10 protein-coding genes are annotated in these 12,417 nt (G+C 62.2%); 8 read left to right on the plus strand and 2 right to left on the minus strand.

Features of this window, described 5'->3' with window-relative positions:
* The first annotated feature begins 11 nt into the window (after window positions 1–11).
* From C2L66_RS33460 to C2L66_RS42325, 8 genes are all read left to right on the plus strand, one after another.
* The gene (locus tag C2L66_RS33460) at window positions 12–713 is read left to right on the plus strand and encodes a FadR/GntR family transcriptional regulator (RefSeq protein WP_060607912.1); all 702 of its coding nucleotides are present in this window, start codon (window positions 12–14) and stop codon (window positions 711–713) included.
* Window positions 714–857: 144 nt separating this feature from the next.
* Complete coding sequence (gene lhgO, locus C2L66_RS33465) at window positions 858–2,054, plus strand: L-2-hydroxyglutarate oxidase (protein ID WP_060607914.1); 1,197 nt, start codon at window positions 858–860, stop codon at window positions 2,052–2,054.
* A gap of 151 nt (window positions 2,055–2,205) precedes the next feature.
* The gene (locus C2L66_RS33470) at window positions 2,206–3,417 is read left to right on the plus strand and encodes a porin (RefSeq protein ID WP_082670489.1); all 1,212 of its coding nucleotides are present in this window, start codon (window positions 2,206–2,208) and stop codon (window positions 3,415–3,417) included.
* Window positions 3,418–3,495: 78 nt separating this feature from the next.
* Complete coding sequence (locus C2L66_RS33475; protein WP_233445096.1) at window positions 3,496–4,245, plus strand: ribonuclease activity regulator RraA; 750 nt, start codon at window positions 3,496–3,498, stop codon at window positions 4,243–4,245.
* A 143-nt stretch (window positions 4,246–4,388) separates the two neighbouring features.
* Entirely contained in the window at window positions 4,389–5,726 is a 1,338-nt protein-coding gene (locus tag C2L66_RS33480) for an MFS transporter (protein ID WP_060607920.1), read from the plus strand.
* Between the two features lie 74 nt (window positions 5,727–5,800).
* Entirely contained in the window at window positions 5,801–6,904 is a 1,104-nt protein-coding gene (locus C2L66_RS33485) for an Ldh family oxidoreductase (protein WP_060607922.1), read from the plus strand.
* A 106-nt stretch (window positions 6,905–7,010) separates the two neighbouring features.
* A complete protein-coding gene (locus tag C2L66_RS33490) occupies window positions 7,011–8,612 on the plus strand; it encodes an aldehyde dehydrogenase (NADP(+)) (RefSeq protein WP_060607925.1) in 1,602 nt (533 codons plus the stop codon).
* Between the two features lie 11 nt (window positions 8,613–8,623).
* Window positions 8,624–10,156, plus strand: a complete 1,533-nt coding sequence (locus C2L66_RS42325; protein ID WP_060610404.1) for a methyl-accepting chemotaxis protein — start codon at window positions 8,624–8,626, stop codon at window positions 10,154–10,156.
* 373 nt (window positions 10,157–10,529) lie between these two features.
* Here the strand turns inward: C2L66_RS42325 and C2L66_RS33500 are convergent, their stop codons facing one another.
* Complete coding sequence (locus C2L66_RS33500) at window positions 10,530–11,873, minus strand: alkaline phosphatase family protein (RefSeq protein WP_060607928.1); 1,344 nt, start codon at window positions 11,871–11,873, stop codon at window positions 10,530–10,532.
* A gap of 282 nt (window positions 11,874–12,155) precedes the next feature.
* The gene (locus tag C2L66_RS33505) at window positions 12,156–12,410 is read right to left on the minus strand and encodes a hypothetical protein (protein WP_233445097.1); all 255 of its coding nucleotides are present in this window, start codon (window positions 12,408–12,410) and stop codon (window positions 12,156–12,158) included.
* Between the last annotated feature and the right edge of the window lie 7 nt (window positions 12,411–12,417).

Raw genomic sequence — 12,417 nt, forward strand, 5'->3', positions numbered from 1 at the left:
AGATCCTGTTGATGCTTGAGCTTGAACGTCCCGATTCGCTTGTGCAACGTGTGGTAAGCGCGCTTCGCGCGGAAATTGACGCGGGTCATTTTCCTGCCGAGTCGCGCCTGCCAACTGAGCAGCAACTGTCGGAACGACTCAACGTGAGCCGCTCAGTCGTGCGCGAGGCCATCGCGCAGTTGAAATCGGACGGCGTCCTGGTCGCGCGGCGCGGCGCAGGGTCGTTCATTTCGCAGACACCGTCGGGTACGGTTTTTCGGTTGCCGGGCGGCGGCAACCAGAAGCTGGATCTTGCGCAACTGTTTGAGATGCGTCTGTGGATCGAAACCCAGGCGGCTATGACGGCGGCGCGCCGACGTACTCCGGAAGATCTGAAGCGCATGAGCGACGCGATCCGCGAGATGGATAAGAAACGCCTTGATTTCGACGCGGCTTCCGCGGCCGATGTCGCGTTTCACCGCGCCATCGCTGCAGCCACCAAGAACGAGTATTTCGTCGCGTTCCATGACTTCCTGCACGGCCAACTGGTGGCGGTGCGTCGCGCGCAGTGGGCCAACACGGCGAGCAACGCGGGCGATTACGCGCGCCAGGAGCACGGCGAGCTGTACGAGGCTATCGAGCGCGGCGACCATCGCGCTGCCGCCGAGTCCGCCGAGCGGCATCTGCGCGCCGCAGCCAAACGCCAGAAAATCGAGTTACCCCCTAGCGATTGACGGTAGTGGGCAGGCGGCGCGGACCTTCACGGTTCCGCGCTCGTCCCGCACGGCGATCTCTTTTTTTGACCACTTAGTCTGACAACCTGATAAGCGGACGAGAAAGCATTTAGCAAGCTGGCTCGCAAAGAAGAAGCGAAAAAAATGATTTATGACTTTTGCATCATCGGTGGCGGCATTGTCGGTCTGGCGACGGCGATGGAGTTGCTGAAACGGGAGCCCACGGCTTCGCTGCTGCTGCTTGAGAAAGAGACCGCGCTCGCGAGGCATCAGACCGGGCACAACAGCGGTGTCATCCACGCGGGCATCTACTACCAGCCGGGCAGTCTGAAGGCGGAGTTGTGCAAGCGCGGCGCCGAGTCAACCAAGCAGTTTTGCACGGAGCACGCAATTCCGTTCGACGTATGCGGCAAGCTGCTGGTCGCGTCGAGTCCGCTCGAGCTGTCGCGCATGGAAGCGCTGTACGCGCGCTCGCAACAGAACGGTTTGCGCGTTGAGCGGCTCGATGCCGCCGAGTTGCAGCGTCGTGAGCCGAATATCGTCGGTATGGGCGGCTTGTTCCTCGATGCGACGGGGATCGTCGACTACCGTCAGGTATGCGAAGCGATGGGGCGCGTCATCAGGAAGGCAGGCGGTGAAATTCGCCTGGGCACGCAGGTCACGTCGATTGCCGAGTTGGGCGATTACGTCGCCGTCGGCGCTTCGGACGAACAGCAATGGCGGGCCAGGAAGCTGGTGGTCTGCGGCGGCCTGCAATCGGACCGGCTCGCCAGACTCGCGGGAGTGAAAATCGATCACCAGATCGTGCCGTTTCGCGGCGAGTACTACCGCCTCCCGGCCTCGAAGAATAATGTGGTGCGCCATCTGATCTATCCGATTCCCGACCCGGATCTGCCGTTTCTCGGCGTGCATCTGACGCGGATGATCGACGGCAGCGTGACAGTCGGACCGAATGCGGTGCTCGGATTCGGCCGCGAAAACTATCCGAAGCTTTCCGTCAATCTGCGCGACGTCGCCGAATACGCCGCATTTCCCGGTTTCTGGAAAACCATCTGGCGCAACCTGGGCTCCGGCATGGGCGAGATGAAGAACTCGCTGTTCAAGCGCGGTTATCTCGAGCAGTGCCGCAAGTATTGCCCGTCGCTAACGGTCGACGACCTGCTGCCTTATGAAGCCGGCATTCGCGCACAGGCAGTCATGCGCGACGGCACGCTGGTGCACGACTTCCTGTTCGCTGACACGCCGCGCATGGTGCACGTGTGCAACGCGCCTTCGCCGGCCGCGACCTCCGCCATGCCGATCGGCTCGATGATCGCCGATCGCATTCTGAAGGCCCCGTAACTGCTTCGCGCCCATCGGCACGCTCATTGATCAACACCGTTTCTGCCGACGAGGCCAGGTATTGCCTCGTTGGATTTTCCGTTGTGTCCGCCGTGTATCGGCAAAGCGCAACTCCTCCTTGTATTGATAAAAAGTGACTGGAGACCTCGCAGTGCATAAGTCCCTCGCAACCTCTTCGAAACCTCTCGCCGCACACGTGGCATTTGCAATCGCCGCGCTTGCCGCCGCGGGAGCGCCGGCAGCGGTTCAGGCGCAAAGCAGCGTGACGCTATACGGCATTATTGACGAGGGCGTCAACTACACGAGCAATGTACAAACCAGCCCGGGCCAGGGACACAGCCAGTACAGCCTGTCAAGCGGCATTCTGAGTGGCAGCCGTTGGGGCCTGCGCGGCAACGAAGATCTGGGCGGCGGTATGAAGGCGATCTTCGTGCTCGAAAGCGGTTTCGACGTGAACAGCGGCAAGTTGGGCCAAGGTTCGCTGCTGTTCGGCCGCCAGGCGTATGTGGGGGTTTCGAGCCCGTACGGCACGGTCACGTTCGGTCGTCAGTACGATCCGGTGGTCGACTACATCCATCCGTTGATGCCGAGCGCGATGTTCTCGGGCAGCATCGGCGCGCATCCGGGTGACCTCGACAACCTCAACAACACCAATCGCGTGAACAACGCGGTCAAGTACCGCACGGCCAGCTATGGAGGCTTGACCGCGGAAGGCATGTATAGCTTCGGTGGCGTGCCGGGCAGCATGGCCGGCAACCAGATCTACTCGCTCGGTGCCGGTTACGCTCGCGGGCCGCTCACGGTCGGCGTCGGCTACCTGAATGCGCGCAATCCGAATGCCTCTTTCTTCGGTACGGCAGTCGGCGCGACAGCGGCCACCAACAACTTCGGCAGTTCGCCGGTGATCAATGGTTATGCCTCGGCACAGAGCGAAGAAATCATCAGCGCCGGCGCCACCTACGTGATCGGCGCGGTGACTCTCGGCGGGATTTATTCGAACACGAAATTCAAGCATCTGAGCGGCACGGTGTCGCCGCTCAATCCGGCCGGCGTGGACGGCACCGCGAGCTTCAACAGCGCTGAAGTCAACCTGCAGTATCAGTTGACGCCGGCGCTCTCGTTCGGCGCTGCGTATAACTACACCGACGGCAGCGGCGCGAATCACGCGAAATATCAACAGGGCTCGCTGAGTGCCGACTACATCGTCTCCAAGCGCACTGATTTCTATCTGATCGGCGTTTTGCAGCACGCGTCGGGCATCGATTCGACCGGGCGCGCAGCGCGCGCCTCGCTCAATGGCCTGACGCCTGCGTCGGGTAACCAGCAGGCGACGGTCCGTTTCGCGATTCGCCACAAGTTCTGACGCCCGGCCGGCCACCACTTCACCGAAACCAGGAGTAAATCTGTGACATCAGCGACCGCAGTGACCGCAGTGACCGCAGTGACCGCAGTGACTATCCCGAGCTCGCTCACCGACGAGAACCGCGCCCGCCTGCGCAATGTCAGCACGGCGACCCTGACCACGGCGCTTTTCAAGCGCGGCCTTCACAACGTTTGCGTGCAAGGCGTGCTGCCCGTCAACCCGTCGGCCGCGCGCATGGTTGGCGAAGCCTATACGCTGCGCTACATCCCGGCCCGCGAGGACCTCGATCACATCGGCGTGTTCTCGGACCGCAGCCATCCGCAACGCCGCGGCGTCGAGGAAATTCCACCTGGTCACGTGATGGTGGTCGATTCGCGCAAGGACGCGCGCGCGGCCTCGGCTGGCGGCATTCTGATCACGCGGATGATGATGCGCGGCGTGGCCGGCGTCGTAACCGACGGCGGCTTTCGCGATACGCCGGATCTGCGCAAGCTCGACTTTCCATGCTATCAGGCGCGTCCGTCGGCACCGACCAACCTGATTCATCACCATGCTATCGATCTGAACGTGCCGATCTCGTGCGGCGACGTGGCGGTGTATCCGGGCGACATCATCGTCGGCGATGCGGAAGCGGTTGTGGTGATTCCGGCGCATCTGGCCAACGAGATTGCTGAAGAAGCCGCCGCGATGACGGTATTCGAAGACTGGGTCGACGCCCAGGTGCGTGCTGGCCGCTCGACCTTCGGCCTATACCCGCCGGACGAGGCGACGCGCGCCGACTTCGAAGCATGGAAAAAGCGCCCGTCTGCAAACGGGGCTGGACTATAAGCAGGGAAACGGTTGCCTGGTCCGCGCAATGATGCAACCGCGCGGGCGCAGGCGGCTGGTCTAACACATGATTGCGTGCGGCAAGGCCGTACGAAACCACCCGCATCAGCATTTACGACGGGCCGCGCAAAAGGCGGTCCGGTATGGAGACGACAGTGACCGATCGAAGCAGTGAAGACCAACTTTTTACGCGCATAGCATGGCGGCTCGTGCCGCTGCTGATTGCGATTTTCCTGGTCGCGTATATTGACCGCGCCAATATCGGCTTCGCCAAGCTGCAGATGCTGAGCAGCCTGAAGATGAGCGAGGCGTCGTACGGCTTTGCGTCGTCGCTGTTCTTCATCGGCTATCTGGTGTGCGAGGTGCCGAGCAATCTGTTGATGCATCGCTTCGGCGCGCGCCGCTGGATCTCGCGGATCATGTTCACGTGGGGCGTCGCGACGCTGCTGCTCGCGTGGACGCCTTCTGCATTGGCCTTCCAGATCCTGCGCTTCCTGCTCGGCGCCGCCGAAGCCGGTCTTTATCCTGGGATCATCCTCTATCTCGGCATGTGGTTTCCTGAACGGCAGCGCACCGGCATCATCGGCTTGCTGACGCTCGGCAGCAGCATGGGCAACATGCTCGGCTCGCTGATCGGCGGCTTCTCGCTGGAACTGCATGGCATAGCCGGCCTCGCCGGCTGGCAGTGGGTGTTCCTGACCACCGGCGCGCCGGCCGTGCTGCTGACGTTCGTCACGCTGTACTGCCTGCCGGATGGTCCGCAGTCTGCCAACTTTCTGACGGCCCGCGAGAAAGATGTCGTCGAAAGCCGGCTGTGCGCGGATCCGCCCGCCGCCCGCCTCGCCGGCGGCAGTGGCTGGTCATTGGCCGCGCTCGTCACGGTGGGACTCTTTAGCGTCGGGTACGGGACCATCTCTATCGCGATCTACGGCATCGCGTACTGGCTGCCGACCCTGGTCAAGGGTTTCGGCGTGACGAGCAGCGTCAATGGCATGCTCAACATGATTCCGTGGCTCATCACATCGCTGATGCTGCTGTGGTTGCCGCGTCGTCTGAAAACGCCGCGCCGCGTGCTGATCGCCGCGTTCTCTGCAGCGTTGCTCGGCATTCTGTGCTTTGTCGCGAGCGTGGGGCCGTTTAGCAACGCGGTGCGTTTCGCAGCGCTCTCGTTCGGCGCGCCGTGTCTGTATCTGATGATTCCATGTTTCTGGGCATTGCCCCCGCGCTTGCTGCCGGCCTCGTTTATGAAGGGCGCGGGCGGCGCTGCGGCGCTCGCGGTCATCGCAGCCGGATCGAGCGTCGGCGGTTTCCTTGCGCAAAACATCATGCCGTGGGTGGGCAAGGTGACGGGCAGCACGTCGGCGCCGATGCTCGTGCCCGCCGTTAGCCTGCTGTTGCTCGGCACCGGCGCGCTGGTGGTCTGGTTGCGGCTCGGTCTCGCGGGCCGCCGCGGGCCGGAGTCCATGTCGACAGCGCAATAAGTTTTAACGCGCAACTTTAACGCCACGCGTCGGCCATTCTTTTCGATTCAATTCTTTCATTTAGCAGGTCAGTCATGGCAGACACCATGCCCCGCGTCGGGGCCGCAATTGCACGGCAGCAAATCGAGGTCATTCTTGAAGCTTGGGGCATGTCGCCCGGGCAGGTCGTGGCTTCCGCCGACATCCTGATCGATTCCGATCTGAAGGGCATCGACTCGCACGGCATCTCGATGCTGATGTTCTACGACCAGTTGTATCGCGCCGGTCAGATCGACATGAAGGCAAGCGCGCGCATCGTGCGCGAGACCGCGACTACCGCGCTGATCGACGGCAATGCGGCGATGGGACACCCCACGTCGCGCATGGCGATGGAACTGGCCATCGAGAAAGCGCTGGCGTGCGATATGGGCGCGGTCTCCGTGTTCAACTCACAGCATTTCGGCGCGGCGGGCTACTACGCTGAAATGGCGGCTGAACGCGGACTGATCGCGATGGTGTCGTGCTCGACCCGGCTTGCAACGGTGGTGCCGACTTTCGGGGCCGAGCCGATGCTCGGCACCAATCCGTTCGCCTTTGCCACGCCGGCCGGCCGTCATCCGCCCGTCATTCTCGACATGTCGACCAGCGTGGTCGCGTCGAACAAGGTCAAGGTGTACGCGTTACAGGGCAAGCCGTTGCCACCGGGCTGGGCGCTCGACGCGAACGGCAACCCGCTGACCGATTCGGCTGAAGCTTACCGGCTGCTTTTCGAGCGCCTGGGTGGCGGCCTCGCGCCGTTGGGCGGCGACGGCAAGACGCTCGGCGGTCACAAGGGCTACGGCCTCGGTTTGTTCGCGCAGATTTTCGGGAGCACGCTGGGCGGCGGTTCGTTTTCGCCTGTGCGCAACCGCACGCAAAAAAGCGCCGAGCCGGACAACATCGGCCATTTCTTCCTTGCCATGAATCCGGCGGCGTTCCGTCCCATCGAGGAATACTACGCTGACCTCGATGCGGTAATCGACGCGCTGCGCGAAAGCCAGCCCGCCGACCCGTCTCAACCAGTATTGATCCCAGGGGACCCTGAGCGTCTCACACGCATCGAGCGCAGCGCGGAGGGCATTCCGATACCCGATTCATTGCGCGAGAAGATCCGCGAGGTCGCACAGTCCGCGGGCGCGCCTTTCCTGCTGACTGTTTGAGTTTGAGTCGCGGGCTGAATCTCGCGACCCTGACAATGGCGGCGCGCGCAGCGCGTAGACCTGCGAGCGCTGCTTACCATGCCAATTACAACGAGCACAACACCAAGTGACAGCACCCATTCTCGGCCACAACTACATCGGCGGCCAGCGCAGCGCGCGTGGCGATATCCCGCTGCACAGTCTCTCGGCATCGACCAGCGAAGCTTATCCCGTGGCTTTCTCTCAGGCGACCGACGCTGAAGTCGACGCGGCCGTGGAGGCCGCGGCGGCAGCATTTCCGCGTTACCGTGCACTGCCCGCGACCGCTCGTGCGGATTTCCTGGACGCGATTGCGGCGGAGATCGACGCATTCGGTGACGATTTCATCGCCGACGTGATGCGCGAAACCGCTTTGCCGACCGCGCGTATCGTCGGTGAACGGGCGCGTACCAGTAACCAGATGCGGCTCTTCGCCAAGGTTTTGCGCCGGGGTGATTTCTACGGTGCGCGCATCGACCAGGCGTTGCCCGAACGGCAACCACTGCCGCGGCCCGATCTGCGGCAATACCGGATCGGCGTCGGCCCGGTCGCGGTGTTCGGCGCGAGCAATTTTCCGTTGGCGTTCTCCGTTGCCGGCGGCGATACTGCCGCCGCGCTGGCTGCCGGCTGCCCGGTCGTGGTCAAGGCGCACTCTGGCCATCTGGTGACGTCGGAGCGCATGGCGGATGCAATCGAGCGCGCGATTCGACGTACCGGCATGCAGGCAGGCACCTTCAACATGATCTATGGCGAGCGCGTCGGTGCGCGCCTCGTGCAGGCGCCTGGCATTCAGGCGGTTGGCTTCACCGGTTCGCTGAGCGGCGGCCGGGCGCTATGCGAGCTTGCGGCCGCGCGCGAACAACCCATTCCGGTGTTCGCGGAGATGTCGAGCGTCAATCCGGTGTTTGTGCTGGAGGGCGCCTTGCGGGAGCGCGGCGAGGCGCTTGCCGATGAACTGGCGGCCTCGGTCGCGACCGGCTGCGGCCAGCTGTGCACAAGCCCCGGTCTGGTGCTCGGCGTACGTTCGCCGCGATTCGGGGCATTCATAAACAGCCTCGGCAAGGCAATCGAGCGGCAGGTGCCGCAGACCATGCTGAATCCGGGCATCTTCGCCAACTTCCGCGCGGGCATCGAACGCGCGTCGAATCACGCAGGTATCACCTTGCATACAGCTGCGCAAGGTGAAAGTCAGCAAGCCACCGCGCAGCTGTTCATCGCCGATGCCGCGTTGCTGTTCGATCCGGGCCGGCCACTCGAAGAAGAAATCTTCGGACCGGCCACGATCGTGGTCGAACTCGACAGCGCGGAACACCTGCTGCGCTTCGCGTCGGCGATGCGCGGCCAGTTGACGGCCACGCTGCTCGCGTCGCCCGGCGATTTGCAGTCGCACCGCACGCTGATCGAACGGCTCGAAGAAAAGGCTGGCCGTCTGCTCGTGAACGGCTATCCGACCGGCGTCGAAGTGTCGGACGCGATCGTCCATGGTGGACCGTGGCCCGCCACATCCGATGCGCGCGGCACCTCGGTCGGCACGCTCGCCATCGACCGCTTCCTGCGGCCGGTGTGCTATCAGAATTACCCGGACGAACTGCTGCCGGACGCGCTGAAGAATGCCAACCCACTCGCGCTGATGCGGCTCGTCGATGGAGAAATGACGCAGCGTCCGCTCGACGGTCCGAGCGCTCGCTGAGGGTGTACACGATGCCAAAATTGTCCATACGCGCGCGACTTGGCGTGGCGATATTCCTGCTCTCGGTGCTGCTGATCGTTATCGGCGCGCTCGGCGTGACGGGTATGGCGCGCAGCAACGACGCCAACCGCGAGACGTACGAAAACCGGCTCGCCAGCACACGGCTGATCGGCGACGCCGAACTGTCCATCAGCCGCGAGCGGACGACCATCGACCGGATCGCATTCGATCCCACAGCACCGACCGTCGACAAAGACGTGGCCACCTACCGCATGCTCAAGGGGCAAGGCATGGAGGCCTGGACGCGATATCTGGCTCTGCCCGCCACGTCGACTGAAAGCAGCCTTGCTGCTGTGGTCAACGCAAAGCGCAGCCAGGTGCAAAATGACCTTGATGCTTTCGCGGATTCGGTCAAGGGTATGGACGGCACGGCAGTCAAACTCGCGTTGAAGAAAATCGCTTTGGCCAATACCGACTATGTCACGGCCAGCGCGAATCTGAAGCAGTTTCAGCGCGACGAAGCGAAGGCGCGGTACGCGGGTGCAGAAGCCGGCTTCCGGCTTTTTCGCGCAATAACGGCCGGCACCGTCGTGCTCGGCCTGCTCGCCGGCGCGTTAACGTTCAAGTCGCTGCGCCGCGCAATCAGCGGTCCGCTCGACGAGGCGCTGAAGCACTTCGGCCGGATCGCGGCGGGTGACCTGTCGCAACGAATCGAGATTCGCTCAAGCGATGAAATGGGCGCACTGCTACAGGGTCTTTCGCAAATGCGCGACGGTCTCGCAAACACAGTGAACGCTGTGCGCCGCGTGAGCGACACCATCGCAACGGCCGCGCAACAGATCGCCTCGGGCAACCTCGATTTGTCTTCGCGCACGGAACAGCAGGCGGCGTCATTGCAGGAAACGGCGGCAAGCATGGAAGAGCTGACGGGTACGGTAAGGCAGAATGCCGAGAACGCCTCCCAGGCGCTGATGCTCGCGACCAGCGCCACGGAAACGGCCCACCATGGCAGCACTGCCGTCGAGGGGGTGGTAGCGACAATGGCCGAGATCGATCAAAGTTCTGCGCGCATCGGCGACATAATCGCGATCATCGAAGGCATTGCGTTTCAGACCAATATCCTTGCCCTCAATGCGGCTGTCGAAGCCGCGCGTGCAGGTGAGCAGGGGCGCGGATTCGCGGTGGTGGCCTCCGAAGTGCGAACGCTGGCGCAGCGCTCGTCGTCGGCGGCCAAGGAAATCAAGGAACTGATCGAGACGTCGAGCGAAAAAGTGCAGGCCGGAGGCACGCTGGTGAACCAGGCAGGCGGCCGCATGCAGGCAATCCTCACCAGTGTGAAGCGCGTGGCCGATATCATGGGCGAGATATCGGCCGCTTCTTCCGAGCAAAGCTCAGGTATTGAACAGGTCGCTCTCGCGGTAGCGCAGATGGATACGGCGACTCAACAGAATGCCACACTGGTCGAGCAGGCGGCGGCAGCGGCGCAGTTGCTCGAGCAACAGGCGGGGCAGTTGAAGGAAACGGTCGCGGTGTTTCGCTTCTAGCAGGCGGTTGAAATACCTCTCGCGCACGTCATCCGCACGGGAGGGGTAAGCGTTGACACGAAGCATCGGACAACACTGAGGCTGAAGCGATGCGCGGAGTGGACGGCCATACCGGGTCGATGTTCACGATGTCCAGACGGGATGACTTCGTTTCGGCCAATCACCCGTTGCGACCGGTTCGGCTGAGATTGAGCGATTATCCGTCAGCACGTAATTGACCAGCATCGTTGAAGAGAATGCCCAAACACTCGAGCGCAACCAGGTTCGAGCGAGTCTCGTCACGCCAGGCTCTGCGAACTGCTCCCGCAGAGGCCGTCCATCTCAGCGACGGGCTCAAGGCCCGTCGCTTGAGGCAGATACAGGTGCGCCTGTGCTAGTGGTGTGCGTATAGCGGCAGGAATGGGTCTTTTGCTCGCGGTGAGCCTTCGCTCGATGGTCTCGGTTCACCGCCCGCCGCGACGGGTTGAGGACATTGTGGGATGTCAGTGCGGGGTGTCGCAAGACTCAGCATCTTTGCGAAGTCGTCCGCAGCGCTCACACGCGCGGTCAAATTGAGCTCCCCGTTGAGACCGAGCAGCTTGTCCGTCGTCTTCAGAATCGACGTGTGGTCATACTGCGAATGGTCAATGGTCCCGGCCGGAACGAAGGGGGAGACCACAATAGCAGGTACACGTACACCCAGCCTGTCAAAGCCGAAGTTGTGTGTCTTCAGGTGACCGTTCTCGGCCGAGCCGGGCGGTTTGGCAATGGGAGGTGTCACATGGTCAAAGAAGCCGCCGTGCTCATCAAAGACGATTAGCAGCACGCTGTTGGGCCAGAGGCTCGATTTGCTGATAGCGTCGTACACTTGCTTCACCAGCGCTTCTCCGCTGCGGACATCTCCGGCGGGATGCATCGAGTTGCCGTTGCGGAAGTCGTTCTTCGCATCGTACGTCGGTTCGATGTAGATGAATTTCTCGGTCAATGCGTTGTTGGCGAGCCGAGACATGAGCGTATCCATCCCGACGAACCGGTTAAGGAGGTTTTGCATCCCGTGGATGCCGCGCGCCTGCGCGACGTCGCCCTGCACGATAAGCCAGTCCGACGCCTGTAGCTTTGAGAAAACCGTGCCATTCGGAAACGTGAAGAGTGGCGCGTTGAAGAAGATGGCTTCCACCACCTGCGCGTCGCTTGGCGAGTGGTCGAGTCCAGACGAGGTTCCGGCCACCGCAAAAAACCGATTTGGCCACGTCGGGCCCGGCATCGAGGCAAACCAGTTGTCGCACACCCCGAACTGGCTGGCCAGGAAATTCAGGACCGGAAGCTGGTCAGGTGTGAACGCGTTGAAGGCATCCCGCACTATGTCCGAATGGTCCTCATAAGTCGCGGCAAAACCTGTCGTTGAAGTGTCCGTTGCAAAGGGCGGATAGCCAGTGACGCCGCACACGAAAGAGTCATTGCGCACCGTATCTCCGCTGGCGACCTGCAGCCCACACAGCTGAACGCAGGCGTCTGTGAATTCGTGACCGGGGTCGAAGCCGAGGGCGTACGGAGCTCCCTTACCCAAAGTGTACGAAGTCCCGGTTCTTCCGAAGTTGACGATGGGAGTGGAGGGCAGTCCGTTGGCGGTTGTTGCCTCGCCCGTCGGTGTTTTGCCTGTCAGGTTGGACCACCCGAACACACTGTCATAAGAACGGTTCTCAAGCATGAGAACGAAAACGTGCTGTATTGCCGCCATGTCTGACCTCGGAATGTTATTGCCCTGCGCCTTCCAGGTCGGCGCGCAGCCGATGAGGAATGGAACCCAGGCCGTTTTTGTTCAATTCGACTTCGCCCCAATTATTCTTGAGCTTGGCCGACTGAAACCTGTTTATTTATATGTGGATTACGCGAAAACGCAATGAGGAATAGGCTCGATGCGACGTGGTCCCGGTCAAAGTGGAAATGGCGCGCGGAGGCGTTCCAGCTCTGTGATGCGCAACGATCAAGAGCGTCGCCGTGAGTCGCGCGACGTGTTGTTTTACATGTGCGTAAAACCCGATTGCGCTTTGGCCGTCCGAATTGCTTCATCGAAAGACGAGGCGGTTGCCACATGGCGATGGTTCACCGTGACAAGCCATTGTTTGTCCCGCAGGCACCAGCGGATTTTTCCACTCTCCATCAATGCGGAGAACCATCGCCATACAGAGGCGTCCTCGGCGTTGGCGCATGCGGCGGCCAGTGTGCGAGCCTCGCGAAGGCGATGCGTATCGATTGTTTGTGAAGCGAGTTTCATTGCGGGT

The organism is Paraburkholderia caribensis (assembly GCF_002902945.1).
Taxonomy (GTDB): Bacteria; Pseudomonadota; Gammaproteobacteria; order Burkholderiales; family Burkholderiaceae; genus Paraburkholderia; species Paraburkholderia caribensis.